General features: G+C 63.2%; 27 protein-coding genes. 10 read left to right on the forward strand and 17 right to left on the reverse strand.

All coding sequences use genetic code 11. The annotated features are described in order from the left end of the window. Window positions 1–48: 48 nt before the first annotated feature. The 3 genes from OKC29_RS06780 to glnS all read left to right on the forward strand — a co-directional run bounded on the left by OKC29_RS06780 (window position 49) and on the right by glnS (window position 4,719). The gene (locus tag OKC29_RS06780) at window positions 49–2,712 is read left to right on the forward strand and encodes a beta-N-acetylhexosaminidase (protein WP_011705425.1); all 2,664 of its coding nucleotides are present in this window, start codon (window positions 49–51) and stop codon (window positions 2,710–2,712) included. 107 nt (window positions 2,713–2,819) lie between these two features. Further along, the gene (locus tag OKC29_RS23030; RefSeq protein ID WP_166445549.1) at window positions 2,820–2,957 is read left to right on the forward strand and encodes an Ada metal-binding domain-containing protein; all 138 of its coding nucleotides are present in this window, start codon (window positions 2,820–2,822) and stop codon (window positions 2,955–2,957) included. 100 nt (window positions 2,958–3,057) lie between these two features. Continuing rightward, window positions 3,058–4,719, forward strand: a complete 1,662-nt coding sequence (gene glnS / locus OKC29_RS06785; protein WP_073349597.1) for a glutamine--tRNA ligase — start codon at window positions 3,058–3,060, stop codon at window positions 4,717–4,719. A gap of 133 nt (window positions 4,720–4,852) precedes the next feature. On the opposite strand, the gene fur is transcribed toward glnS, so the two are convergent. After that, window positions 4,853–5,281: a ferric iron uptake transcriptional regulator gene (fur, locus tag OKC29_RS06790; protein WP_011705427.1), complete on the reverse strand. Its 429-nt coding sequence runs from the start codon at window positions 5,279–5,281 to the stop codon at window positions 4,853–4,855. A 244-nt stretch (window positions 5,282–5,525) separates the two neighbouring features. On the opposite strand from fur, the gene OKC29_RS06795 reads away from it, so the two are divergent. Then, the gene (locus OKC29_RS06795; RefSeq protein ID WP_162275649.1) at window positions 5,526–6,008 is read left to right on the forward strand and encodes a DUF4442 domain-containing protein; all 483 of its coding nucleotides are present in this window, start codon (window positions 5,526–5,528) and stop codon (window positions 6,006–6,008) included. A gap of 60 nt (window positions 6,009–6,068) precedes the next feature. Here the strand turns inward: OKC29_RS06795 and fldA are convergent, their stop codons facing one another. From fldA to OKC29_RS06815, 4 genes are read right to left on the reverse strand one after another with little or no spacing between them, the layout of a single operon-like run. Continuing rightward, complete coding sequence (gene fldA / locus OKC29_RS06800) at window positions 6,069–6,593, reverse strand: flavodoxin FldA (protein ID WP_011705429.1); 525 nt, start codon at window positions 6,591–6,593, stop codon at window positions 6,069–6,071. Window positions 6,594–6,632: 39 nt separating this feature from the next. Further along, complete coding sequence (gene ybfE / locus OKC29_RS06805; RefSeq protein WP_011705430.1) at window positions 6,633–6,929, reverse strand: LexA regulated protein; 297 nt, start codon at window positions 6,927–6,929, stop codon at window positions 6,633–6,635. A gap of 20 nt (window positions 6,930–6,949) precedes the next feature. Next, complete coding sequence (locus OKC29_RS06810; protein ID WP_011705431.1) at window positions 6,950–7,171, reverse strand: DUF2788 domain-containing protein; 222 nt, start codon at window positions 7,169–7,171, stop codon at window positions 6,950–6,952. A 55-nt stretch (window positions 7,172–7,226) separates the two neighbouring features. Then, a complete protein-coding gene (locus OKC29_RS06815; RefSeq protein WP_073349599.1) occupies window positions 7,227–7,991 on the reverse strand; it encodes an alpha/beta fold hydrolase in 765 nt (254 codons plus the stop codon). Window positions 7,992–8,283: 292 nt separating this feature from the next. Between OKC29_RS06815 and seqA the strand changes: the two genes are divergently transcribed. Together seqA and pgm are read left to right on the forward strand one after the other, a co-directional pair. After that, window positions 8,284–8,793, forward strand: a complete 510-nt coding sequence (gene seqA, locus OKC29_RS06820) for a replication initiation negative regulator SeqA (protein WP_073349600.1) — start codon at window positions 8,284–8,286, stop codon at window positions 8,791–8,793. A 57-nt stretch (window positions 8,794–8,850) separates the two neighbouring features. Next, window positions 8,851–10,500, forward strand: a complete 1,650-nt coding sequence (pgm, locus tag OKC29_RS06825) for a phosphoglucomutase (alpha-D-glucose-1,6-bisphosphate-dependent) (protein WP_073349601.1) — start codon at window positions 8,851–8,853, stop codon at window positions 10,498–10,500. Window positions 10,501–10,584: 84 nt separating this feature from the next. Here pgm and OKC29_RS06830 read toward each other — a convergent pair whose 3' ends face one another. Then, window positions 10,585–11,466 carry a DMT family transporter gene (locus tag OKC29_RS06830; RefSeq protein ID WP_073349602.1) on the reverse strand — a complete coding sequence of 294 codons (882 nt, stop codon included), beginning with the start codon at window positions 11,464–11,466 and terminating at the stop codon, window positions 10,585–10,587. A gap of 96 nt (window positions 11,467–11,562) precedes the next feature. On the opposite strand from OKC29_RS06830, the gene OKC29_RS06835 reads away from it, so the two are divergent. Further along, window positions 11,563–12,045, forward strand: a complete 483-nt coding sequence (locus OKC29_RS06835; RefSeq protein WP_011705436.1) for a MarR family winged helix-turn-helix transcriptional regulator — start codon at window positions 11,563–11,565, stop codon at window positions 12,043–12,045. Between the two features lie 24 nt (window positions 12,046–12,069). Here the strand turns inward: OKC29_RS06835 and OKC29_RS06840 are convergent, their stop codons facing one another. Beyond that, entirely contained in the window at window positions 12,070–12,660 is a 591-nt protein-coding gene (locus tag OKC29_RS06840) for a TetR/AcrR family transcriptional regulator (RefSeq protein WP_162275650.1), read from the reverse strand. Window positions 12,661–12,772: 112 nt separating this feature from the next. Between OKC29_RS06840 and OKC29_RS06845 the strand changes: the two genes are divergently transcribed. After that, window positions 12,773–13,438, forward strand: a complete 666-nt coding sequence (locus OKC29_RS06845; RefSeq protein ID WP_073349604.1) for a peroxiredoxin-like family protein — start codon at window positions 12,773–12,775, stop codon at window positions 13,436–13,438. Between the two features lie 77 nt (window positions 13,439–13,515). Here OKC29_RS06845 and mltB read toward each other — a convergent pair whose 3' ends face one another. The 8 genes from mltB to OKC29_RS06885 all read right to left on the reverse strand — a co-directional run bounded on the left by mltB (window position 13,516) and on the right by OKC29_RS06885 (window position 22,295). Then, window positions 13,516–14,619 (reverse strand): lytic murein transglycosylase B, encoded by a 1,104-nt coding sequence (mltB, locus tag OKC29_RS06850; protein ID WP_011705439.1) that lies wholly within the window; start codon window positions 14,617–14,619, stop codon window positions 13,516–13,518. Between the two features lie 95 nt (window positions 14,620–14,714). Beyond that, on the reverse strand, window positions 14,715–15,317 hold the full coding sequence (locus OKC29_RS06855) for a CDP-alcohol phosphatidyltransferase family protein (RefSeq protein WP_073349605.1): 603 nt from the start codon (window positions 15,315–15,317) through the stop codon (window positions 14,715–14,717). 14 nt (window positions 15,318–15,331) lie between these two features. Continuing rightward, on the reverse strand, window positions 15,332–15,970 hold the full coding sequence (locus tag OKC29_RS06860) for an ATP-binding cassette domain-containing protein (RefSeq protein ID WP_073349606.1): 639 nt from the start codon (window positions 15,968–15,970) through the stop codon (window positions 15,332–15,334). A gap of 29 nt (window positions 15,971–15,999) precedes the next feature. Next, window positions 16,000–17,670, reverse strand: a complete 1,671-nt coding sequence (locus tag OKC29_RS06865) for an ABC transporter permease (protein WP_073349607.1) — start codon at window positions 17,668–17,670, stop codon at window positions 16,000–16,002. After that, window positions 17,670–18,854, reverse strand: coding sequence for an ABC transporter substrate-binding protein (locus tag OKC29_RS06870; RefSeq protein ID WP_162275651.1), 1,185 nt, complete (start codon window positions 18,852–18,854; stop codon window positions 17,670–17,672). The genes OKC29_RS06865 and OKC29_RS06870 overlap by 1 nt, the downstream gene beginning before the upstream one ends. Before the next feature lie 20 nt (window positions 18,855–18,874). Beyond that, a complete protein-coding gene (locus tag OKC29_RS06875; RefSeq protein ID WP_073349609.1) occupies window positions 18,875–21,028 on the reverse strand; it encodes an FAD-dependent oxidoreductase in 2,154 nt (717 codons plus the stop codon). Further along, window positions 21,028–21,609, reverse strand: coding sequence for a carboxymuconolactone decarboxylase family protein (locus tag OKC29_RS06880; protein WP_073349610.1), 582 nt, complete (start codon window positions 21,607–21,609; stop codon window positions 21,028–21,030). The genes OKC29_RS06875 and OKC29_RS06880 overlap by 1 nt, the downstream gene beginning before the upstream one ends. An 11-nt stretch (window positions 21,610–21,620) precedes the next feature. Continuing rightward, a complete protein-coding gene (locus OKC29_RS06885; RefSeq protein WP_073349611.1) occupies window positions 21,621–22,295 on the reverse strand; it encodes a DUF1499 domain-containing protein in 675 nt (224 codons plus the stop codon). Window positions 22,296–22,346: 51 nt separating this feature from the next. On the opposite strand from OKC29_RS06885, the gene OKC29_RS06890 reads away from it, so the two are divergent. Further along, a complete protein-coding gene (locus OKC29_RS06890) occupies window positions 22,347–22,907 on the forward strand; it encodes a peptide-methionine (S)-S-oxide reductase (RefSeq protein ID WP_073349612.1) in 561 nt (186 codons plus the stop codon). Between the two features lie 14 nt (window positions 22,908–22,921). Here OKC29_RS06890 and OKC29_RS06895 read toward each other — a convergent pair whose 3' ends face one another. Both OKC29_RS06895 and OKC29_RS06900 read right to left on the reverse strand, forming a co-directional pair. Then, the gene (locus OKC29_RS06895) at window positions 22,922–23,200 is read right to left on the reverse strand and encodes a peptidylprolyl isomerase (RefSeq protein ID WP_011705448.1); all 279 of its coding nucleotides are present in this window, start codon (window positions 23,198–23,200) and stop codon (window positions 22,922–22,924) included. An 81-nt stretch (window positions 23,201–23,281) separates the two neighbouring features. Next, window positions 23,282–23,656 (reverse strand): hypothetical protein, encoded by a 375-nt coding sequence (locus tag OKC29_RS06900; protein WP_073349613.1) that lies wholly within the window; start codon window positions 23,654–23,656, stop codon window positions 23,282–23,284. A gap of 574 nt (window positions 23,657–24,230) precedes the next feature. Between OKC29_RS06900 and tamA the strand changes: the two genes are divergently transcribed. Continuing rightward, a complete protein-coding gene (gene tamA / locus OKC29_RS06905; RefSeq protein ID WP_073349614.1) occupies window positions 24,231–26,006 on the forward strand; it encodes an autotransporter assembly complex protein TamA in 1,776 nt (591 codons plus the stop codon). Window positions 26,007–26,012: the final 6 nt, after the last annotated feature.

Genomic DNA, 26,012 nt, shown 5'->3' on the forward strand with positions numbered 1-26,012 from the left:
AAAAAAGCCAAGAAAATCCAACCTTTACTTCAAATGAGAGCAGCAGTTATGAACTTGAAACATTCTCTGTTAGCCATTGCCATGTCTACCGTTTTCGTCAGCCAGGTACAGGCAGCCGATGCCGCCAAGCAAGCCGTGGTCGACGCCCTCGCCAGCAACCTCGTCGTCAAGTACGAAGTCGTCACCAACGACGGTGCCGGCGCCGGCCTCGACTGCCAGGCGTTGGGCTCCGAGTGGGCGAGCTGTGGCGTTGCTAAGCTGCACCTGACCAATACCGGTGCTGACGTCACCTCCAAAGACTGGAGCATCTATGTCTCCTCCATCCGCCGCATCCAGCGGGTGGACAACGACCAGTTCACCATCACCCACCTGACCGGCGACCTTTATCGTTTGACGCCGACCGAGAAGTTCCAGGGCTTTGCCAAGGATGCCACGGTCGAAGTACCGCTGGTGGTGGAGTATTGGGTATTGTTCGAATCTGACATCATGCCGAACTGGTATGTCGCCAGCGAAGGGGCCGAGCCGAAAGTGCTGGCCAGCATGAGCAACATCGACGATGCCACCACCTACGAGAAGCCGATGCCGGCCGACGGCTGGAAGCGCACCAAGGATGACAACAACATCCTGATGAACAGCGAAACCCGTTTCGCCGCCAACCAGACCAGCAGCTTGCTGCCGGCTGGCAAGGTCGACAACCAGATCCTGCCGACCCCGATGAAGCAGGTGGTCAAGGCCGGCCCGCAGGTCGACTTCTCCACCATCAAGCTCAATGCCCTGGACCTGCCGAGCGATCGCGCCGAAGCCCTGAAGGCTCAACTGACCAAGCTGGGTGTTACCCTCTCCGACACCGGCTATCCAGTGACCATCAAGCTCGGCAGCAAGCTCAAGCAGGCCGAAGGCTACGACATGACCATCGGCCAGAAAGGCACTGTGGTGCAGGGTCACGACATCGAAGGCGCCTTCTGGGGGGCCCAGTCCCTGATCTCCCTCCTGGGGGTCAACGACAAGCTGGTCAGCCAGATGCACGTCGAGGATGCGCCGCGCTTTGAATACCGTGGCATGCAGACCGACGTGGCCCGTCACTTCAGAAGCCCAGAAACCCTGAAAAAGTTGGTGGATCAGATGTCCGCCATGAAGCTCAACGTGCTGCACTTGGGGCTGACCAACGATGAAGGCTGGCGTCTGGAGATCCCGGGTCTGCCGGAGCTGACCGACGTCGGCAGCCAGCGTTGCCACGACGAGTCCGAAACCAAGTGCCTGATGCCGCAGCTGGGCTCCGGCCCGACCAGCGACAACCAGGGTTCCGGTTTCTACAGCAAGGCCGACTACATCGATCTGGTACGCTATGCCAAGGCCCGCGGCGTGACCGTGATCCCCGAGATCAACATGCCGGCGCACGCCCGTGCTGCCGTGGTCTCCATGGAAGCGCGTTACAAGCGCCTGATGGCTGAAGGTAAAGAGACCGAAGCCAACCAGTTCCGTCTGACCGACCCGGCTGATACCTCCAACGTCACTTCGGTGCAGTTCTACGACAAGATGTCCTTCATCAACCCCTGCCAGCCGGGCGCCGCTACCTTCGTGGCCAAGGTGATGGACGAAGTGGCCCAGATGCATCAGGCCGCCGGCCAGCCGCTGACAGCCTGGCACTACGGTGGTGATGAGGCGAAGAACATCATGCAGGGCGGTGGTTACCAGGATCCGGCCGTCACCAAGAAAGAAGAGCTGGTCGCCTGGAAGGGCAACGTCGACTCCAGCAAGCAGGACAAGCCGTTCGGCAAGTCGCCGATGTGCCAGAAGATGATCGATGATGGCAAGATCAAGGACGTGGCCGAGCTGCCGGTTTACTTCGCCAAGGAAGTGAGCGAAATGGTCAAGGGCCACGGCTTCTCTACCCTGCAGGCGTGGGAAGATGGTCTGAAGTACGCCAAGGATGCCAGCGTGTTCGCCACCGACAAGACCCGGGTCAACTTCTGGGAAACCCTCTACTGGGGTGGCTTCAACGAAGCGATGAAGTGGGCGCACAAGGGCTATGACGTGGTGCTCTCCAACCCGGATTACCTCTACTTCGACTTCCCGAACGAGGTACACCCGGCCGAGCGCGGCTACTACTGGGCCACCCGCTTCAACGACACCCGCAAGGTGTTCGCCTTCGCCCCGGAAAACCTGCCGCAGAACGCCGAGACCTCGGTTGACCGCGACGGCAACGCCTTCGTGGCCAAGGGTGACCAGGATCCGGTCAAGTTCAAGGGGATCTCCGGTCAGCAGTGGAGTGAAACCGTGCGTACCGACGCGCAATACGAGTACATGGTCTACCCGCGCATCTTCTCCATGGCCGAGCGTGCCTGGCACAAGGGCGGCTTCGAGCTGGACTACGTGAAGAACCGCGAGTTCTCCGGCACCACCAAGTTCGTCAACAAGGCCACCCTGAACAAGGAGTGGAACCAGTTCGCCAATGTACTGGGTCAGCGGGTGCTGCCGAAACTGGACCAGGCCGGGGTGGAATACCGCCTCTCCGTACCGGGCGCCAAAGTGGTGAACGGCGTGCTGGAAGCGAACGTGGATCTGCCGGGTCTGCCCATCCAGTACAGCCTGGATGGCAAGAGCTGGAGCGCCTACGACGCTGCCGCCAAGCCGACCGTGGATGGCAAGGTCTACCTGCGTACCACCAGCTTCGATGGCAAGCGCACCAGCCGCGTCACCGAGCTGAACTGATAGTCCTCAATCCATAACGCAAGGTGGGTCGCAAGACCCGCCTTTCCCAAGGGCGATGGCCATCGGGCTTGGGAAAGGTTGACTGTGCGTGTGAGCCTTTGTTGTGTGTGTATTGTCTGTTTTTGTTTTTCATCACCTTGAACCCCGCCTCGCGCGGGGTCTTTTTTTCGTCAGTCAGTCAAACCGGCCACCAGTGCAGGGCGTTTTGCGGCGCCAGTACCCCGAAACGGGCAAATTCAGGTTGAGACAGGGCGCGTAATGAGGGATCATATCCGGCTTGACGGCGGGGGTATGAGGGTGCCAGCCGGCACAACTTCCGCCAGTGACGCATTTTTGAGGTGAGCCATGAGTCAGGCGAACAGCCCAACTAACTTTATTCGTCAGATCATTGATGAAGATCTGGTCAGCGGTAAGCACAGCAGCGTGCATACCCGTTTTCCGCCCGAGCCGAACGGTTATCTCCATATCGGTCACGCCAAGTCCATCTGCCTGAACTTCGGCATCGCCCGCGACTACCAGGGCCAGTGCAACCTGCGCTTCGACGACACCAACCCGGTGAAGGAAGATATCGAGTACGTTGAGTCCATCAAGCAGGACGTGCAGTGGCTCGGCTTCCAGTGGAACGGCGAGATCTGCTACTCCTCCGACTATTTCGACAAGCTGCACGGCTATGCCATCGAGCTTATCGAGAAGGGCCTGGCCTACGTGGACGAGCTCTCTGCCGAGCAGATGCGCGAATACCGTGGCACCCTGACTGCGCCGGGCAAGAACAGCCCGTTCCGCGATCGTTCGGTGGCCGAGAACCTGGCCCTGTTCGAGAAGATGAAGAACGGCGAGTTTGCCGAAGGCGCCGCCTGCCTGCGCGCCAAGATCGACATGGCATCCCCCTTCATGGTGATGCGCGATCCCGTCATCTATCGCATCAAGTTTGCCCACCACCACCAGACCGGTGACAAGTGGTGCATCTACCCGATGTATGACTTCACTCACTGCATCTCGGACGCCCTGGAAGGGATCACCCACTCCATCTGTACGCTGGAGTTCCAGGACAACCGTCGCCTGTACGACTGGGTGCTGGACAACATCACCATCGACTGCCACCCCCGTCAGTACGAGTTCTCCCGGCTGAACCTCGAATACACCGTCATGTCCAAGCGCAAGCTGAACCTGCTGGTGACCGAGAAGCACGTGGACGGTTGGGACGATCCGCGCATGCTGACCGTCTCCGGTCTGCGTCGTCGTGGCTATACCCCGGCCTCCATCCGCGAGTTCTGCAAGCGCATCGGCGTGACCAAGCAGGACAACATCGTCGAGATGAGCATGCTGGAAGCCTGCATCCGCGAAGATCTCAACGAGAACGCCCCGCGTGCCATGGCCGTGCTGCACCCGGTCAAGGTGGTGATCGAGAACCTGGCCGCCGACGAAGTGCTGACCGCCCCGGCTCACCCGAACAACGCCGAGATGGGTACCCGCGAGCTGAACTTCACCCGCGAGATCCTCATCGATGAAGCGGACTTCAAAGAAGAAGCCAACAAGCAGTTCAAGCGACTGGTGCTGGGCAAGGAAGTGCGCCTGCGCAATGCCTACGTCATCAAGGCCGAGCGGGTCGAGAAAGATGCCGATGGCAAGGTCACCTGCATCTACTGCTCCTACGATCCCGAGACCCTGGGCAAGGATCCGGCCGATGGTCGCAAGGTGAAAGGGGTGATCCACTGGGTCAGCGCCACTCACTCCCTGCCGGCCGAAGTGCGCCTCTACGACCGCCTGTTCAAGGTGCCGAACCCGGGCGCCGAAGAGGACTTCGAAGCGGCCCTGAACCCGGACTCCCTGGTGATCATCGAGGGTGCCCGTGTCGAGGCCTCCCTGAAGAACGCCAAGCCGGAGCAGGCTTACCAGTTCGAGCGTGAGGGTTACTTCTGCGCCGACAACAAGCTCTCCAGCCCGGATCATCTGGTGTTCAACCGCACCGTGGCCCTGCGCGACGTGTGGGGCAAGGCCGAGGCCTGATAACAGAAGAGGGCAGGGGAGACCCTGCCCTTTCTTGATCACGACCTCAGAGCAAGAGCGTAAACGGGTTCTAAATAACGGACACAAAAAAGCCAGCATCACGCTGGCTTTTTTATTGTCTCTGCCTGGCGGGTCAATCTTCGTGCTTGCACTCGCCGGCGGCGCAGTGGCCGTACAGATAGAGACTGTGATTGGTCAGCCGGATGTTGTGCTGCTGGGCGATATCGCGCTGGCGCTGCTCGATCACCTCGTCGGAGAACTCGATCACCTTGCCGCAGTCGAGGCAGACCAGGTGGTCGTGGTGTTCCTGGGTGGCCAGTTCGAACACCGACTTGCCCCCTTCGAAGTGGTGACGGGTAACAATACCGGCATCATCAAACTGATTGAGAACGCGATATACGGTAGCGAGACCAATCTCTTCACCCTGGTCGATCAGTCGTTTGTACAGATCTTCCGCACTGGTGTGCTGGCAGTCCGGCTGTTGCAGGATTTCCAGGATTTTGACACGGGGCAAGGTGATCTTGAGCCCGGCCTTTTTTAACGCTTGGTTGTTGTCTGCCATATTCTATTTATTCGCATTCTCGAAGGTGTGGTTATTCTGATTGACTGCCGCTGGAATGGCAACCACGAACTCGCTTGGCCTGTCATTATAGGTCGTAGCTCACCTAAAAATAAACCCAGTAATTCAAGGGCTTTAGCGCAGATGGCACCATCCGGTGGAATTGGACGGATTCTCGTGACGGCTTGCTCGTTTGGTGAATGTTGATAAAATGTAACCTTCTTCACTGTCTGGTCGGATGAGATCCATGGATTGGCTTTTTGACAATGCGGCCTGGGTGCGCCGCGCCCTCAACGCCTGGCCCCCCTTCTGGGGCGCCGGCATCAAGATAGAGACATTGAGCGATGATTTTCGCTTCTGCCGGGTCACCCTCAAGTCCCGCTGGTGGAACAAGAACGCCAACCGTACCCAGTTTGGCGGCAGCATGTTTGCGATGACCGATCCCATCTATCCGCTGATGCTGATGGGCTATTTCAAGAACCGCTATTACGTCTGGGACAAGGCGGGCAGCATCAATTACATCAAGCCGGGCAAGGGCAAGCTGGTGGCCGAATTCAACCTGACCGACGGCAAGCTGGCTGCCATCGTGGCGGCGACCGATGGGGGAGACAAGCACTTCCCCGAGTTCGAGGTGACGGTGCAGGATCAGAGCGGCGAGCTGGTGGCCCAGGTCAGGCGCACCCTCTATGTGCGGGCCAAACCGGAGCACCGAAGTGGCGAAAAAGCATGAGCCAGAAAACAACAAGGGCCCCGCGGGGCCCTTGTTGTCAGAGAGGCTGGCGAGCCTGGATCACTCCAGTTCGGCCAGGCACATCTCTTCGTGCAGCTGCTTGCACCAGCCCTTGACGCGCTCGGCGGTCAGCTCTGGCTGGCGATCTTCGTCGATGCCCAGACCCACGAAGTGCTTGTCGTCCACCAGTGCCTTGGAGGCTTCGAATTCGTAGCCGGCGGTTGGCCAGTTGCCGATGACGATGGCGCCTTTGGCTTCGACGATGTCACGCAGGGTGCCCATGGCGTCGAGGAAGTATTCGGCATAGTCTTCCTGATCGCCGCAACCGAAAATGGCGACCAGCTTGTTGGTGAAGTCGATCTCTTCCAGCTCGGGGAAGAAGTCGTCCCAGTCGGCCTGGGCTTCGCCATAGTACCAAGTCGGGATACCGAACATCAGCAGATCGAAGCTGTCGATGTCGGCCTTGCTGCTCTTGGCAATGTCACGGACTTCAATCAGTTGTTTGCCCAGTTCTTTCTGGATCATCTTGGCGACAGCTTCGGTATTACCGGTATCGCTGCCGAAAAACAGACCTACACTAGCCATAGTGTTTAGTTACCCGTATCTGGTGTTAATGCTTAACGGTCAGATTGTGATGCCTGCAGCATGTGCAGACTCAATCTGTTGCTTCAGGATAGATTGGATCAGCTCGGCTCGGCTGACGTTCTGTTGTAACGCAAGTTGGTTCAGGCGTTCCAGCAACTCGGCCTCCACCTTTAACTCTACCCGCTTCAAACCGTTCTCCCGATCGCGCTTGAGCTGGTTGCGCTTGTTGATCTTGAGCTGGGTCTCGCGGGGGAGTGGGTTGGTCTTTGGCCTGCCGGGGCGCTTCTCATTTGCGAACAGATCCAGTGTTGTTCGATCAGTTTGCTGTTTGGCCATACATCACAGATGAAAATAAGTTAGCCGATGCCTGAGCCTTCCCAGCCCAGTTCGATCAGCCCCTTGGCGACAAAACCTGCACAACCCAGGAAGAGTACCAACCAGACGATGAGTCGGCCGAAACGGGGCACGTTGCCGCGTTTGAGCACGTCCTGAATGGCCAGGCCAATCAATACGAAAATGGCCACAAAGAATAACTTCAGGCCCAGACTCTCAATCAGGTCGATATGTTCACTTAGCATGGATTGCGCACACTCCTTATGACGGGCGCACTATATCACAAAGGATTTGAAACTGTTAACCGCCTGTCGACAGGAAATCCACAACCAGTTTGTTGAACAAAACCGGCTTTTCCGCGTGCAGCCAGTGACCGGTACCGGCGATGACCCGGGCCTTGGCGGCGGGGAATTGCGCCATCACCGTCTCGGTATGTTCAGGCTGCATGTAGTCGGAATCCCCCCCCTTGATGAAGAGCGCGGGGCCATCGAAACGGCTCCGAGCATCGGGCCAGCCCATGATGTTGGCGTAGTTGCGCTCAAGGGCCGGGACGTTGAAGCGCCAGCCCCAGCCGTGCCCGGCTTTGGCAAACGACTTGAGCAGGAACTGGCGTACGCCGGCGATCTCGATGTGCTGCGCCAGGATGGCTTCCGCCTCGCTGCGGCTTTGCGGAGCGAGTTGGAGGGTGGCGTTGAGGCCGGCGAACACATTCTGGTGGCGGGCGTGGGGGTAGGCGACCGGCGCGATATCGGCCACCACCAGCTTGGCAACGCGCGTTGGCGCGAGCTTCGCCAGCTGCATGCCCACCTTGCCCCCCATGGAGTGACCCACGATGGCCACCTGCTCAAGCCCGAGCCGATCCAGCAGGGAGAGCAGATCGGCGGCCTGGGCCGGGTAGCTCATCTCGTCGGAGTGAAAGGAGGCGCCGTGGTTGCGCAGATCGATGCTGATGACCCGGTATTGTTCGCTCAGCGGGCGCGCCAGCAGGCCGAGGTTGTCCAGACTGCCAAACAGCCCGTGGATCAGCACGACGGGCTGGCCCTGGCCCTGCTCCTTGAAGTTCAATAATGGGTTTTGTTGCAAAATGACACCTTGTCGGTCGTGAGTGCGTTATTCGTTGTGATTTAACACACTGGAAAGAAAAGGATTTCACTCATTGTGGAGCAAAAAAGTGTGGTTTTTTTTCTAAAAAAAGTCTGCCAGATCGGCTATCAGTGCGACGGATCACACACTTGGCCCGCTATTATGCCGTATTCTCGATGAGATTCATGCACATCTGTCCGCCCCTTGCTTGGGCTGCCGGGTTTGCCTATGTATAATCGCCGCATCCGAATTTCGACGAGTCCAGCGCATCCCTATGAAAACCATCGAGCTTGATGACGATCTCTACTTCTATATCGCCAGCCAGACCCGGCACATCGGCGAGAGTGCCTCCGATATCCTGCGCCGCCTGCTGGAACAGCCCGCCAACCAGGCAGCCCCGGTATCCGAGCCGGTGACGACGGCCCAGCCGCACGCCGTGGCCGATGCCATGGGGCTGGAGGCGCTGCTCGACTCCGGCGAGCTGCAAAAAGAAGAGAAGTCCATCAACCGCTTCATGCAGGTGCTCAGTACCCTCTACCGGGATGACCCGGTCGGGTTTACCCAGGCCACCGAAATCAAGGGGCGCAAGCGCGTCTATTTCTCGCGGGATCCCGATGCCCTGCGCGCCAGCGGCAGCACCACCAAGCCAAAGCCGGTGCCGGAGACCCCGTTCTGGGTGATCACCAATACCAACACCAGTCGCAAGCAGAACATGGTGGCCCAGCTGATGACCAGCATGGGGTATGGCGACGAGGTGATCGCCCGGGTGTGCGGCGCAATTTAACGCTTCATCAGACTCAGGCCTTGCCGGGCAAGGCCGCCATCAAGCAAGGACAACGCCATGGCACAGCATTCCCACGCCGGTCAGCCGGCCCGTTTGAGCGACCTGACCAACATCCCCCGTCTGGTCAGCGCCTACTACCTCAACAAGCCCGACATGAGCCGCCCCGAGCAGCGAGTTGCCTTCGGCACCTCCGGTCACCGCGGCAGCGCCCTGCACAACGCCTTCACCGAATCCCACATCCTGGCGGTGACCCAGGCACTGGTGGAGTATCGCCAGCAGGCCGGCATCACGGGCCCGCTGTTTGTCGGCATGGATACCCACGCCCTGTCTGAATCCGCCTTTGCCAGCGCGGTCGAGGTGCTGGCGGCCAACGGCGTCGAGACCCGCATTCAGGCCGGCCTCGGCTTTACCCCGACCCCGGTCATCTCTCACGCCATCCTGCGCCACAATGCAGGCAAACCGGCTGCCCGTGCGGACGGCGTGGTGATCACCCCGTCTCACAACCCGCCGGAAGATGGTGGCTTCAAGTACAACCCGCCCCACGGTGGCCCCGCGGAAGGGGAGATCACCAAGTGGGTGGAAGACCGTGCCAACGCCATTCTGGAAGCGGGTCTGGCCGGCGTGAAACGGATGCCGTTTAGCGATGCCCTCAAGAGCCCGTTCGTGGTGGCGCACGACTATGTCACCCCTTATGTGGATGACCTGAAGAACGTGCTGGACATGGACGCCATCAAGAACGCGGGCATCAAGATCGGTGTCGATCCGCTGGGCGGCTCCGGCGTCGCCTACTGGGACGTCATCGCCAAGACCTATGGTCTGAACATCGAGGTGGTGAACTACAAGGTCGACCCGACCTTCTCCTTCATGACCCTGGATAAAGACGGCAAGATCCGGATGGACTGCTCCAGCCCGTTCGCCATGGCCAGCCTGATTGCCCTCAAGGACAAGTTCGACATCGCCCTTGGCAACGACCCTGACTACGACCGTCACGGCATAGTCACCAAGTCGGGCCTGATGAACCCGAACCACTATCTGACGGTGGCGATCCAGTATCTGTTTACCCATCGTACCGGCTGGTCCAAAGAGTCTGCGGTCGGCAAGACGCTGGTCTCTTCCTCCATGATCGACCGGGTGGCCGGCGAGATTGGCCGCACCCTCAAAGAGGTGCCGGTCGGCTTCAAGTGGTTTGTGGATGGCCTCTACAGCGGCGAGTTCGGCTTTGGCGGCGAGGAGAGCGCGGGCGCCTCCTTCCTGCGCAAAGACGGCACCGTCTGGACCACCGACAAGGATGGCTTCATCCTGGCGCTGCTGGCAGCGGAAATTCTGGCGGTGACCGGCAAGGATCCGCAGGCCCACTACGACGCACTGGAAGCCAAGTTCGGTCGCTCCAGCTACCGCCGCATCGATGCACCGGCCAACAGCGCCCAGAAGGCGGTGCTCTCCAAGCTGGATCCGGCGCTGGTGGAAGCCTCTACCCTGGCCGGCGAGCCCATCGTCGCCAAGCTGACCAAGGCTCCGGGTAACGATGCCGCCATCGGCGGCCTCAAGGTGGTGACCGAAAACGGCTGGTTCGCGGCGCGCCCCTCCGGTACCGAATCCATCTACAAGATCTACATGGAGAGTTTCAAGGGCGAGGCGCACCTGGACCTCATCCAGCAGGAAGCCCAGCAGATCGTCTCCGCAGCCCTGGCCAAGGCCGGGGTCTGAGTTCGGCTCAAACACTCGCGGAATGTGAAAGAGGAGCCTTGATGGCTCCTCTTTTTTATTGCGCTTGAGCTGGATGGTTCGTGCTCACTGCCTGCCGCACTGGCCTGTGCTCGCCCGGCGGGCCTGCCAGCGTTTGAAGAAGGGGCGGGCGGGCAGCTTCATCAGGAACAGAGAGAGCAGGATCACCCCGATGCCGAGCCATTGGCGAGCGTCCAGCGTTTCTCCCACCATCAGCACGCCGCAGGAGACCGCCACCATGGGGTTGGTGAGGGCCAGCATGCCCATCACCTCCGGGCCGTGGCGCTTGAGCCCCCACAGCCAGGCCCAGTAGGCCAGCGCCGTGTTGAGCAGGATCAGCCAGAGCAGGCCGGGAGCGCTTGCCGGCTGCGGCAGCGGCATGGGACCGGCCAGCCACCAGGCGAGCGGGATCAGCATCAGGCCGCCCAGCAGCAGCTGCCAGGCGGTCAGCGCCAGGAGATCGCTGACTGGCCAGCGCTGCATCCAGCGGCTGGACTGGCCGATGAGCAGGGTAGCCAGCAGAGCGCAGGTCACGCCGACAGGATCCAGATTGGCGGAAGGATTGAGCAGCAGCAAGACTCCGCCCAGCCCCATCAGGCCCAGCAGCAGCCATTTCAGGGACGGTCTGACGCCATCTTGCAACCAGGCCAGCAACATCAGGACCAGCGGCAGGGTGGCACCCAAGGTGCCCGCCACGGCCCCGGGCAGCCGGAAGGCGGCCACGAACAGCAGAGCAAAAAACGCGGCGATGTTGCAAAACGCCAGCAGGCACTGCTTGCCCCAGGGCAGGGGCGGCAGACGCGGGCGTACCAGCAACAGGAGCAGGCCGGCCGGCAACGCCCGCCACACCGCCACCCAGTAGGGGGAGTAGTCGGTCAGAGAGAGGCTGACGACGGCATAGGTGCTGCCCCAGAGCAGGGGGGCCAGCAGGGCGATCAGCATGGGCATGAACTTGTCTCTTTATGAAGTATCTTTAAGTAAAGATAAATTAGCCTCAAATTGGTTTACCATCAAGTATCTCGATAAAAAGATAAGTGGCCGAAGATGGAATCAGATCATGTAGACCTGCTGCTGGCCCAGTGGGCCCGGCAGCGACCGGATCTCGACTGCTCTCCCATGGGCGTGCTGGGACGGGTGGCGCGAATGGCGGCGATCGCCGGACGGGAGGTGAGCGAGGAGCTCAAGGAGTGCGGCCTGCTCGGCAGCGACTTCGACATTCTGGCGACCCTGCGTCGGGCCGGCGAACCGCTCACCCCGACCGTGCTCTATCAATCCGCCATGTTGAGCTCGGGGGCCATGACCGCCCGCCTCGACAAACTGGCAGAGCGAGGCTTGATCGAACGCCAGGCCGCCCCGAGCGATCGGCGCAGCCTGCTGGTCTGCCTGACCGACGCGGGCCGGGAACTGGTTGACCGGGCGGTGGAGCGGCACGTGGCCAACGAGCGGCGCCTGCTGGCACCATTGACCCTGGCCGAGCAGGAGCAGCTGGCCGCCCTGCTCAAGCGCTGGCTGCTGGAAAACGAGTGAACCCCGCAGCCTGGTGAGCGATCGTCATGCGTCCGCAGACAGGATGGCCTGCATCTGGGCCAGCACCGCGTTCACCTTGGCGGCGGGCGGATGGGTGCGGCCCAGTACGCGCAATCCCCACACCATGGTCATCAGCAAGGCGGCGGTGGCGTCGACGTCGCGCCCGGCGGCCAGCTCCCCTGCCACCTGCGCCTGGCGCAGGGCTGCGCTGACCCGCAGCTCGACCTCGGCGAGGTGGCTGCTGGCGGTCTCCTGAATGAGCGGGTGGTGGCGGCCGATCTCCAGCAAGGTGTTGACCAGCAGGCAGCCACGGTGCGCCTCGCTGGCGATGGCATCCCGGGCCACTGCATCAAGCAGGGCCTGCACGCCCGCCAGGGGGGAGGCTGCCGAGCCCAGGATCTGCTCGATCTGCGCCAGGCTCTGCGCCGAATAGCGCTGCAGCACCTCCATGAACAACCCCTCCTTTGAGCCGAAGGCGCCGTACAGGCTGCTGGGCTTGAGTCCCATCCGTTCGACCAGCGCGGCAATGCCGGTGTTGCTGAAGCCGGTATCCCAGAAGGCGTTGAGGGCGATTTCCAGTACCTGTTCTCTGTCAAATGATGCGGGTCTTGCCATCTCGATTCCTGCCTTGTGAAACTCTATTTTGGAGTGATCGCTAAAAAACAACTTGACCATGGGGCGTGGTCCGCTTGATATTGTAGCGACCACTACAAAAAGGATGGTCATGATGCACACACTCGAGCAAAAAATCAAAGCGTACGATGAGCAGAAGCAGCGTCAGGTACCGGCCCCGGTACTGGCCTTGATGGAGGAGGCGACCCGCAGCCTGCAGAAAAGCGGGTTGGAGCAGGGGGCGCTGGGGCGCGGAGAGCTGATGCCCGATTTCGCCCTGCCGGATCAGCACGGAGTAGTGCGCCCGCTCTCCCACTATCTGGCGGAGGGGCCGGTGCTGCTCAACGTCTATCGCGGTGGCTGGTGCCCCTACTGCAACATGGAGATGCAGGCGCTCAACGCCGTGTTGCCGGCGCTGCGCGAGCGCGGCGTGAACCTCATCGGCATGACGCCGGAAACCCCCAGTTCGGCGCAGGATACCCTCACCGCCAACGGGCTGGCGATCACCGTGCTGAGCGACGAGGGCAACCGGGTTTCGGCAGCACTGGGACTGGTGTTCGAACTGCCGGAGGCGCTCAGGCCCATCTATGCCGGCTTTGGCATCGACATCCCGGCGAGCAACGGCGACGAGAGCTTCACTCTGCCGGTGCCGGCCAGCTACATCATCGGTCAGGACCGCACCGTGCTCTACCACTTCATCAACGCCGATTACACCCGTCGGGTCGAGCCAGCCGCCCTGCTTGCCGAGCTGGATCGTCTGGCGAAGGCGGGGGCACTGTAAACGCACACTGCGCCCGAAGGCGCAGTGTGGATGGTTGGCGAGGCGGCCTAGAGAGCCGCCTTTTTTATCCGGCAGGCTCAGTAACCGCCGCGGGCATCTTTCACCGCCAGCCCCAGCTGCCACACCGCCATGGCGTAGTGGGTGCTGTGGTTGTAGCGGGTGATGGTGTAGAAGTTGGGCAGGCCGTACCAGTACTGATAGCCGGTGCCCACATCGAGGCGCAGCAGGCTCGCCTCGCTGTGGTTGCCAAGGGTACTGGTGGGGGTCAGCCCGGCGCGGCGCAGGGAGGCGACCGGGTAGCGGGTCTGGAAGCCGTGTTCGTAGCCGGGTAGCTGGCCCTGACCGCGTACCGCCACCGGTTGCCCCTTCTCCCAGCCGTGGGCCTTGAAGTAGTTGGCCACGCTGCCGATGGCATCCACCGGATCCCACAGGTTGGTGTGGCCGTTGCCGTTGAAGTCCACCGCGTAGCGCTGGAAGCTGGAGGGCATGAACTGGCCGTAGCCCATGGCGCCGGCGTAGGAGCCCTTGGGTTCGGTGGGATCCATCCCCTCGTCGCGGGTCATCACCAGGAAGGATTCCAGCTCGCTGGTGAAGAATTCGGCCCGGCGCGGGTAGTCGAACGCCAGGGTCGCCAGCGCATCCAGGATGCGGGTCTTGCCCATCACCCGGCCCCAGCGGGTCTCCACGCCGATGATGCCGACGATGATCTCCGGCGGCACCCCATAGACCTGCTGGGCGCGGTTGAGCTCGTTCTCGTACTCACGCCAGAAGCTGACGCCGTTCTGTACGTTGTCCGGGGTGATGAACTTGGCACGGTAGCGATTCCAGGCGCCGGTCGGGCCGGTGGGCGGCGTGGTGGTGGGGGCCTGGGCATCCATCAGGCGGATGATCCAGTCATAGCGCTCGGCCTGGGCCAGCACCCGGTGCAGCTCGGCGCCGTCGAAGCCGTGCTTTTGCACCATCCGCTGTACGAAGTTGTCCACGTTGGCGCGATTGGCGAAGTCCCCCTTGCTGACACCCGGCTGGCTCACCTGCCCGTAGAAGGGTTTGCTCGGCGGCGTCTGGTTGATGAAGGCGCTGTTGGGCTGGGGCTTGACCACGGGCTTGGCAGCTGGCGTGCTGCTGCAGCCATAGAGCATGGGAAACAGGGAGAGGGTGAGCACGGAGACAAGGCGACGCATAAGGTTCTCATGAGCCTGAAAAAGAGTGTCGCCATGGTAAAACATTGTCGTCCATGCGCAAGTGTTCCGTAGCGGGCCCTTCCCGCCGTTTGGCCTCAACGCAGGGTGTGGTAACCGCTCCAGAGCCGGGTCAGGGTGGTGATGGCGCAGAGCAGGGCAAAGCCGTAGGCGAGCGGGGCGAAGGCGGCGGGCCACAGGCACATCAGTACGAACAGGGCGATGGTCTCGCTCCCCTCGGTGAGGCCGCCCAGATAGTAGAGGGACTTGTGGTGGTAGACCGGATTGTCGATCCCCCTCTTGCCCGCCATGATGGCAAACGCCAGAAAGCTCGAGCCGGTGCCCATGAAGGCAAACAGCAGGGTGGCGGCGGGCAGCGCATTGGCGGGGACGGCGAGGGCAAAGCCCAGCACCACGGCGGCGTAGAAGATGAAATCGAGCGTGATGTCGAGAAAGCCGCCGCAGTCGGTGATGCCGGTTTCCCGCGCCACGGCGCCATCGAGCCCGTCCAGCAGCCGGTTGAGCAGGATGGCCGCCAGCGCCCATTGATAGCAGCCAAAGGCCAGCAGCGGCAACGCCAGCATGCCGATGGTAAAGCCGGTGAGGCTTATCTGGTTGGCGCTGATCCCGGCGCGGCAGAGCGGTCTGGCGAGCCGGGTGAGGGGGCTGCGGATAACGGGGATCAGGTGGCGGTCAAACAAGGTGAACTCCTCGGTCAAAAACGGGATTCGGTGAGCTGGAGTATGGTGCCCGGCGCGTCGTCTTCGTCGTGGGTCACCAAAATGGCGGGGATGGCCAATGCCTTGATCTGCGCGAACACCAGTTCGCGAAAGGCGGCCCGCAGCGGCTTGTCGAGGCGGGAGAAGGGCTCGTCCAACAACAATGCCTCGGGCTCGGCCAGCAGCGCCCGCAGCAGGCTGACGCGAGCCTTCTGGCCGCCGGAGAGCGCCCCCGGCAGCTTGTCCGCCTGATTTGTCAGATCCACCTGCGCCAGCGCGGCCACTGCCTTTTCCCGCCGTGCCCTGTGCCCCTTCAGGCTGGCCGGCATGCCGAACATCAGGTTCTCGGCCACCGTCAGATGGTCGAACAGCAGATCATCCTGAAACAGCATGCCGATGCGCCGGGCCTGGGGCGGCAGCTGGGTGAGCCGGCGCGCGCCGAGGGTCACTTCCCCCTCCAGCCGGATGGGGCCGCTTGCGGGCAATACCCCCGCCAGCGCCGCCAGCAGCGAGCTTTTGCCACAGCCGCTGGGCCCCATCAGGGTCAACACCTCGCCGGGGGCCACCTGCAGGGTGGGCAGCGAGAGCAGCAGATTTTCATCCAGATAGAGGCGAAGGGGGGTGGTGTTCAGCATGATGCTGTTTCCATGGTCACAGTCCATCGTCAGCGGGCGCCCTTGAGCGCCGGATTGAGTCGGGCCGGCAGCCAGAGTGCCAGCAGATAGACAACGAGTGGCAGCAGCAGTTGCAACAGGCCGTAGAGCCCCGCCAGCCGCCGGTTGAGGCCGCTACCGATGGCCACCGCCTCGGTGGTGATGGTGACCACCCGGCCTGCGCCAAACAGCAGGGTCGGCAGGTATTGGGCCAGACTCACTGCTGCTCCGACGCCGAAGGCAAACAGCAGCGGACGGGCCAGCAGCGGCCCTTTCACCTGCCACCAGGCTCGCCACGGGGTTGCCCCCAGCAGCAGGGCGCTCTGGGTGATCCGCGCGTCGAACTGGCGATAGGGGCCGTGCAGGCACAAATAAACGTAGGGAAAGACATACAGCAGCTGGCTCCAGAGCACCCAGCCCCAGCCGATGCCATTGCCCCCCCATGTGAAGCTGAACCAGTCCACCCCGAGGCGAATTCCGAACAGCAGGCTGGCCTGCGGCAGCAGCAGCGGCAGGCAGATAAGCCAGAGCGGCCAGGGGCGGCGGCCTGCTTGGGCTTCCAGACTCAGCACCGCCATCACCAGCGCTATCGCCCCGCTCGCCAGCGCCAGCAGGATGCTGGTGGTCAGCAGCGGCGACAGGGTCGGCAGCAGTTCGAGCCAATAGCGGCCGCTCCACTGGCTCGGCCAGAGGGCGGGAAAGGGCCAGCGCCGGGCCAGCGACCAGAGCAGCAGGGCGGCCAGCACCGCCAGATTGAGGGCAATCAGGGTCGCCACGCTGCCGGTGGCAAGGGTGCGGCCAAAAGCGCTTGGGTTGGCTCGCCTGCCATCGAGCCAGCCGGGTTTGCCAAGGGTTCGATGGGCCAGCTCCAGCAACCGCAGCAGGGCCAGCAGCAGCGCCGTGATGGCGAGCAGCAGCAGGGCGCCGCTGGCGGTGGCGCCGCGCCAGACCAGATCCGGGTCCTGATACCAGAGCCATAGGCGCACAGCCAGCGGAGCGGGGGCATCGGGTCCGAGCAACTGGGCCAGATCCACCACCGCCACCCCGTAGGCGGCCACTGCATAGAGGGGCAGACGCAGGGCAGGCCACAGCGCCGGCAGCAGCAGGCGCCACCAGATCTGGGGGGCGCTAAAGCCAAGGCTGGCCCCCAGCCACTGCTGGCGCGCCATCCTGGCGGGGTCTTGCGCGCCGAGCGCCATCAGCAGCAGGAAGGGGGTCTCCTTGAGGGTCAAGGCGAGAATGAGCCCGAGCCCGGCGGGATCGCGCAGGGTCTGCCAGTCGGGGGGCAGCTCGAACCCGGTGAGGGTCGGCGAGAGCAGACGCAGCAGCCAGCCGGAGGGGGCGAGCAGAAAGGCAAAGCCGATGGCAAAGGCGACGTGAGGCAGCGCCAGCAAGGGCGAGAGCAGCCGGCGCAGCCAGCCGACGGCCCGGCTGTCGCTGTGGGCCAGCAGCAGGGCGGTCAGCAGCAGGCTGACCAAGGTCGAGGCGGCGCCAATCCACAGGCTCAGCAGCGCCGAGTGCCACACGCCCGGCTGGGCCAGCAGCAATTGCAGGTGGGGTCGGGTCAATCCCTCAGCCAACAGTTGCCAGCCCCCCGCCAGCAGCGGCAGGCCAAAAACCAGGGCGCACCCGGCGGCGAACAGGGGGCGCCAATCAAGCAAAGAGTGGCCGAACCGGCTCATCAGTGACCGTAGCGCTCGGCCCAGGCCGCTTCCAGCCTGAGCTGCCAGCTGGGGTGCGGTTCGGCCACCGATTTGAAGCGCAGTGCCGGCACCGGCTGCTGGGGGGCGGGCAGGGCATCGGCCCGCAGCACGCTGGGATCGCCCCAGAAGGCGGGCTCGGCCTTGCGCGCCTGGGCGGCGGGGCTCAGCAGGAAGTTGGCCACCACCTTGGCGCCGGCGCGGGCGTTGGCGTTGAAGGGGATGGCGAGGAAGTGGCTGTTGGTGAGCGCCCCTTTCGCCATGGCTACCGCCACAACGCTGGGGGGCAGGGTGCCGTTTTGCACCGCGCTCTGCGCCTCTTGCGGGTTGAAGCTGATGGCCATCGCCAGCTCGCCGTCATCGAGCAGCTGGCGGGTCTCGGCGGCGCTGGTGGGGAACAGCTTGCCCTTGCGCCAGAGCGTCGGGTGCAGCTCATCCAGCCAGGCCCAGAGCGGTGCGGTGACTCTGATGAATTCGGCATCGGTCGCCTCCCGATAGAGGGGGGTGGGGTCCGGCGTCAGCTCCAGCAAGATCTGCTTGAGAAAGCTGGAACCGTGAAACTGGGGTGGCTTGGGATAGGTGAAGCGGCCGGGGTGGGCCTTGGTCCAGGCGAGCAGGGCAGCCGCCGAGGTGGGCAGCTGTTTGACCTCTTCGCCGTTGACCATCAGGTTGAGCTGGCCGATGCCCCAGGGGGCTTCCAGCCCCTCCACCGGCACGGTGAAGTCCTCACTCACCGGCAGCGTCTTGTCTACCAGCGCCATGTTGGGCAGCTCCCGGGTAAAGGGGGCGCCGAGCAGCCCCTGCTCCTTGAGCGCCTTGAAGTTCTCGCCGTTGACCCAGAGCAGGTCGATGGGGCCGCCACTGAGCTTGCCGGCCTGCTTGTTGGCCAGCAGCTGGCTGACGCTCTGGGCGATGTCATCCACCTTCACCAGCACCAGCTTGACCTGGTATTCACGCGCCAGCTCCTGGCCTGCCCACACCAGATAGGCGTTGATCTCCGGGCTGCCGCCCCAGGCGTTGAAGTAGACGGTCTGCCCCTTGGCCTCATCAAGGGTCTGCTGCCACTGCGGGTTGTCGGCGGCGTTGGCCTGGGTGAAGAGGAGGCTGCCTGCCAGCAGGGGCAGGGCACGCAGCAGCTGTGTGAACGAGGGCAATAAATGTCGCATCTGGGTTACCTGGAGTTGGGTCAGGCGCCGCGGCGCCAGCGGTGATAACGGGTCAGCAGCGCCAGCAGGGTGGCGGGCTGACGGGCCCGTCGCCACTCGCCCGCCAGATACTTGTTCCCCTCCATCAGGGTGGGGTAGGCGTGAATGGTGGCGAGGATCTTGCCAAGGCCGAGGCGGTGGCGCATGGCGAGCACGAACTCGGCGATCCGCTCGCCGGCGTGAGTGCCCACTATGGTGGCACCCAGGATCTGATCCTTGCCGGGTACGGTGAGCACCTCGATAAAGCCCTGACGCTCGCCGTCGGCGATGGCTCTGTCCAGCTCGGCCAGCGCGAAGCGGGTCAGCTCGAAGGGGATGCCCTGCGCCCTGGCCTCTTTCTGATTGAGGCCGACCCGGGCGATTTCGGGGGTGGTGTAGATGGCCGCCGGCATGATCCGATAGTCGGCCCGAAAGCGCTTGAACGGGCTGAACAGGGCGTTGATTGCGGCGTACCAGCCCTGATGGGCGGCGGCATGGGTGAGCTGGTAAGGGCCCGCTAAGTCCCCCACCGCCAGAATGCTGGGGTAGTTGGTAGCGAGGAAGCCATCGACCGCCACCGTGCCGCGTGGGGTCAGCTCCACTCCCAGCGCTTCGAGCCCGAAGCCGCTGACGTTGGCGACCCGGCCCAGCGCCAGCAGCAGCTGATCCCCTTCCACCACCAACGTATCATCGCCCCGGCGCAGTTGCAGCCGGATGGGGAGATCCCCCGCGGCCGCTGGCAGATAGTCGACTCGTTCGGCGCGCCAGCCGGTGAGCACCCGCACGCCATCGCGGGCCAGCTGTTCCGCCAGCAGCTCGGCCACTTCCCGCTCTTCGCGGGGCAGCAGCTGATCCGAGAGTTCCACCAAGGTAACGGGCACCCCAAGCAGGGCAAAACTCTGGGCCAGCTCGCAGCCGATGGGGCCGCCGCCCAGCACCAGCAGCTGGCGCGGCGCGGTGCGCAGTTGCCAGAGGGTGTCGGAGGTGAGCCAAGGCACCTGCTCAAGGCCCGGCAGCGTGGGCACCAGCGGCCGGGCGCCGGTGGCGAGCACGATATGGCGGCTGGCAAGGCGCTGGCCGTTCACCTCCACCTCCCAGGGGGAGACCAGCCGCGCCTCCCCTTCGATACATTCCACCCCCAGCCCCTGATAGCGCTCGATGGAGTCGTGGGGTTCGACCTCCTTGATGACGCGGGCGACCCGCTCCATCACGGCAGCGAAATCGGCGCTGGCCTGGCTTGGGTTAAAGCCCAGTTCATTGGCCCGACGCTGCTCGGCGGCAAAGCGGGCGCTTCGGATCAGCGCCTTGGAGGGGACGCAGCCGCTGTTGAGGCAATCGCCCCCCATCTTGTGCTTCTCGATGAGCGCTACCTTGGCCTTCACCGCTGCAGCGATATAGCTGGTCACGAGGCCGCCGGCCCCGGCACCAATCACCAGCAGGTTGTAGTCATAGCGGGTCGGCTTGCGGTAGGGGGCGTGCAACCGATGCAGGGCGAGGCGCCGCTGCAGGCCCTTGAGCAGCATCGGCATCAGTCCGAGCAGGGTCAGCGCCACCATCAGGCCGGGGGAGAGGATATTGCCGGTGCTGGTGAGGTTGGCGAGCTCGCTGCCTGCCAGCACGTAGACGAAAGTACCGGGCAGCATGCCAAGCTGGCTCACCCAGTAGTAGGTGCTGACTCTGATGGGGGTGAGCCCCATCAGCAGGTTGACCAGAAAGAAGGGGAAGATGGGGATGAGGCGCAGGCTCAGCAGATAAAGCGCCCCTTCCTTCTTCATGCCGGCCTGCAAGCTGGCCAGCTTGTCGCCAAAGCGCCGCTCGACCCAGTCGCGCAGCAGAAAGCGGGCACTGAGAAAGGCCAGGGTCGCGCCAATGCTGCTGGCAAAGGAGACCAGCAGCAGCCCCCAGGCAACACCGAACACGGCGCTGCCGGCCAGGGTGAGCAGGCTGGCGCCGGGCAGGGAGAGGGCGGTGCTCACCACGTAGACGACGACAAACAGCAGGGCGGCGCTGACGAAATGGCGGTCGACCAGGGCGGCCAGCTCGGCCTGACGGGCCTGCAGCTGGGGCAGGCTCAGGTAGTGACCAAGGTCGAAGGCGAAAAAGGCGCCGATGAGGCAACCCATCACCAGCACCAGCAGCAGGCGGGAGCCTCTCATCAGGCGTCCTTGTTATCCGGTTGGGCCGGACGCACTGGCTGCACCGGCAGCTGGCAGAAGCCCTGCGGCGCAATATCGAGGGCGGCGTTGAACTTGGCCGACATGTTCTGGAAGGCGATGAGGCCGGTGAGCTCCACCATGGCGTCGTCGTCGAACCAGGGCTTGAGGCGGGCGGCCTGCTCATCGTTGACTCCATCCAGCCCCGTCATCGCCTCGGTGTAGTCGAGCACGGCCTGCTCACGCTCATCGAACAAGGGGCTTTCGCGCCAGTTGGCGAGCGCCTCCACCTTCTCGCTGGAGCCCGCCCGCTTGATGAGGGTCATGGCGTTGATGTCGACGCAAAAGCGGCACCAGTTGAGCTGGGAGACCCGCACCGTCACCAGGGAGCGCAGCACGGGATCGATGGGAGAGCGCTTGCGGTTGATGACGCCATAGAGGGTGGCGACGGCGGCAAACAGGCGTGGCGAGCGGCCCCAGCACTTGCCCGGAATGAGCACCTGACCGTAGTTGCGTTTTTGCAGCCAGAAAAAGGGGCGGATGAACCAGGCATATTCCCGATCGGGCTTGACCTCGACGCGCATGGATGACCTTCTTATTGCTTCAAATTGGGTTTGTAGGCCTGACCCAGCCGCTCGTTGAGGCGGATCAGAAACTCCTCTATGCGGGCCCGGTTGGTGCCCAGGTCGCTCTGCCCCTGACGGGAGGCGGAGCGCATGTCGATGCGGGTCTCCTTGGGCCCGGCAAAGACCCGCAGCGCCACGTCATCCTGAAAACCGAACCAGCCGGTGGTGACCACTGCCTCGAGTCCTTCCGGGCTTGGCCGCACCTGCCAGCCGAGCTGCTCCATCAGGGCGTGGGCCTCGGTGATCACCTCGACCGGGGAGGCGCTGGTAAAGAGAGGACCGGGTTTACCCTCAGATGCTTTCAACGGAGCCGGATTAATCGGCAGATCCTGCGCCGTTCTGAGTTCGCCGGCCCAGTGCAGCTGGGGCGGGTTGTTGGGATCCGTGCTCACATCGTTGACCAGCGGCGTGCGCAGCGCCTGCACCACAAAGGCCAGGGGCAACAGCAGTGGCGCGGCGCCCCAGCCATTGGCGCAGCGGCTGCGAGACCAGGGCAGGCGTATCAGCAAGACGAGGGAGACGAGGGCCCCGAGCAGGCAGATGGCGAACCCCAGCCACCAGGGCCAGAGGTGAACACGGCTGCCGAGGGCGCCGGCAAGCGGCAGCAACCAGGCCAGAAGCGGCCACCACAAATATCTGGGCATAACGGGGATCCACTGGTTATGATGGACAAGTGCCCAGAAGGATAAACTTAATTGACTGATAACGTTAGTAAATTTATCTCAATCCTGCTGCTTTTCCCAAGCGTTCCGCTGTGGGCGGACAGTGCCGTGCTGGCGGCGGGGGACATGTGGCGCGCCGAAGCCGTCTACGAGACCCTGCCCGGGGTCAGCCGGGTGGAGCCGGGCTACGTCAGCCAGCTGGTGGCGACGGGGTCGAGCTGGCGGGAAGTGCCACCGCGGCGCCAGGCGGTGCGCATCGACTATGACCCGGTCAAAGTGGGGTACGGCGATCTGCTCAACGTGTTCTGGCAACTGGTGGATGGGCGCGATGGCGACGGCCAGTATTGCAATCGGGGCCTGGCATTTGCGCCGGTCCTGCTGCCAAAGGATGACTATCAGTGGCGCTTGGCCCAGGTGAGCCTGACACGCTGGCAGGCGCTGCACGGGCGGCCGAGCCGGGTCGCGCTCTGGCCGCAGAGCCGGTTCACCCCGGCGCCGGAGATGGAGGACTGGGCGGCGCGCCACCCCTGGCGTTTTGGCTTCTATGCCCGCCGCTGCGGCGGCTGGCCGGTGGAGTTGAACCCAGAACCCTGAACCGGGCCCTAAACTCAGTTGCGGTAGAGCACCTTGATAAGGTGAAAGCCGAACTTGGTGCGCACCGGGCCGAGCACGGTCAGCAGCTCGCCCTTGAACACGGCATCGTCAAACGCCTTGACCATGTCGCCCTTCGAAAACTCCCCCAGATCGCCGAAGCGCTTGCTGGAGGCGCAGGTGGAGAAGCGCTTGGCCATCTGGCCGAAGTCGGCTCCCTTGGCAATCTTCTCCTTGATCTCCAGACACTCTTTCTCGGTCTTGACCAGGATGTGCTGGGCACAGGCTTTTCTCATCGGGACGCTCCTCGGCGGTGGGCAAATCGGGGGCGCAAAGAGTACTCCAATTCCTGCCGCGCGTCAGCCGTCATGGCAAATTCAGCTGCGGGCACAGGCAGCAAGCCGGGTTCTGGGCCGTGCCTGCCAGAGGATCTCCAGCCCGAGCAGGGCGTGCAGGCTCCAGATTGCCAGCGGATTGAGCCAGTTGCCCCCCAGTTGCAGGGTCGCCAGGGCGCTGCCCGCCAGCAGCAAGGTGATGCCCGGCAGGCGCCAGTGGGTTGGCAGCGGCGCCAGCATGGCCATGCCCAGCAGGATGGCGAGCCCGAACGGCAGGTTCAGCGCGGTGAAGGCCAGCGCCTGCTGGCCGTTCATGCCGGTCAGCAGGGCCAGCAGGGCGCTGCAACAGGCGAGAAAGGTGATGAATTCGAGTCGGTCGGCGATGTAGTCCGCCATCTGTTCGCTGCGTGCGTGCATACGGTGTCTCCTCTGGTGAGATGCGAGCCTTGGTGCAATAAGCCCAGTGTGGGCGAGAAGTGAGCAGGGGGGCAGCGGGATAAATCGATTGGGTTGAACGAGGCTTTGATTGGGCGATGGCAACTGCTTGATCCTGCGAGATAAAATGCACTGATCCTGCGGGAGCGGGGCAAGGCGGGCGGCCCAGTGGCAGCCAGGATGTGGCTGGTGGGCCCGGCGAGAGAGACGATTGCCGCTATCTTGACCAGTTGCCGACAGTTGATGTCGCGCCTATCGGCCAACAAGGGATGGCGCGATACCGGGCCGGATGGGCCGCCAGGGGCCATATGGCATGGCCGTGCTGGTCATGGATTGCCCTTTTTGGCCCGCAGTGGCATAAGTCTGCGGGGGAAAGTGTGGAAAATGCGCGGCCTGCGCGGGCAAAGGCTTCAATAATATGGCGAAATTCGGTGTCACCCCGCTCTGATGTCGGGCCGGGGATATGCTAGGATGAGGCGCGTTTGCGATCGAGTGAGCCTCATATTCGTTCTGAATATCGCATTATTTTAATCATGTTCTTCGGGGAAATTGACGTTTGACAGGATGCAATCCGCCCCTGCCTGCAGGGATCTCACCGCCCGCACGGGCCTTTCGTCGTGGGCTTCGCGCGCTGGGACTGAGCCTCTGTCTGCTGCTGTTCGTCACGCCTGCCATGGCGGCCAAACTCACCTATCAGATCAAGGGACTGAAGGGGGAGAACAAGGACAACGTCGAGGCCTACCTCAATGCCCTGCCGGTCTATCAGGAGCGCCAGTACCGTCCGGCCCGCGTCAAGATCACCGAGAGCGTGCAAAAGGCGCTGCAGGTCTATGGCTACTACCAGCCCAAGATCACCCTGAGCCGCGACAAGAAGGCGCCTGCCAAAGTGATCATCGAGGTGGAGCCGGGCAAGCCGGTCATCATCTCTCGTCTCGACATCCTGCTGGAAGGGGATGCCAGCAGCGACGAGCTCTACAGCGAGCTGTTGGACAAGCTGCCCCTGAAAGAGGGGGATCCCCTCAACCACGGCAAATACGAATCCATCAAGGCGGATCTGGGCAGTCTGGGGCTGGCCCGCGGCTACTTCGACGCCAAAATCAGCAAGAGCCAGGTCAAGGTGTTCCCGGATCAGGGCACCGCCGAGATCTACATCCTGTTTCGCTCCGGCCCGCGCTACCACTTCGGCGAGATCCACTACGATGCCACGCCGGAGGCGCTGCGCCTCATCCGCCCGCTCATCAACATCAAGAGCGGTGACCCCTATCTGGCGATCCGGCTGGCGGAGATGTCGCAGGATGTCTCTTCCACCAAGCTGTTCAAGCAGGTGGACATCAAGCCGCTCATCAGCCAGGCCGAGGGCAACCGGGTGCCGGTGCAGGTGACCCTCTCCAACCGGGTCGATCACGAGATTGAAACGGGTATCGGCTATGCCACCGACGTGGGGCCGCGCATGAGCGCCACCTGGGAGAAGCCCTGGGTCAACCGCTACGGTCACCGGCTCAACGCCACCGCCAAGGTCTCCCAGCCCGAGGCCGAGCTCAGCTTCGACTACCAGATCCCGGTGGGTAATCCGCTGCGGGACTACTACTCGCTGCAGGCTGGTTATCAGTACAAGGACAACAACGATACCCGCTCCGACCTGACCACCCTCAGCGTGCACCGCTGGAAGCGGCGGCCGGAGAGCTGGGACCGGGACGTGTTCATCCGGCTGGAGAACGAGATCTATACCCAGGGCGCCGACGAGGGCAACAGCTTGCTGCTGATCCCCGGCGTCTCCTGGTCGCGGCTGCGGGTGCGCGGTGGTCTGGTGCCCGACTGGGGCGATCGCCAACAGCTCACCCTGGAGTTTTCCGATCCCTATTGGGGCTCCGACATCAGCTTCGTGCGGGTGTGGGGGCGCAGCAAGTGGCTGCGCACTTTGGGGGAGGATCACCGCTTCCTGCTGCGGGCCGAACAGGGGGCCATCATAGGGGACAGCTTCTCGCTGGTGCCGCCTTCGCTGCGCTTCTTTACCGGTGGTGACCAGACGGTGCGCGGCTACGGCTACGAGACCATCTCGCCGCGCGGCAGCGACGGCAAGCTGCTGGGGGGCCGCTATGTGAGCGTCGCCAGTGCCGAGTACAACTACCGCTTCAGCGACAAGTGGCTGGGGGCCCTGTTCGTCGACAGCGGTACCGCCACGGTCGACTACAGCGAGGCCTGGAAGATAGGCACCGGGGTCGGCGTGCGCTGGGTGACCCCCATCGGTCAGGTCAGGCTCGATCTGGCGGTGGGCATTTCCGAGGAGGAGAAGCCGCTGCGACTCCACTTCGCGCTGGGGCCTGAACTATGATCCGGC

This window comes from Aeromonas sp. QDB34 (assembly GCF_027705405.1).
Lineage (GTDB): Bacteria > Pseudomonadota > Gammaproteobacteria > Enterobacterales > Aeromonadaceae > Aeromonas > Aeromonas hydrophila.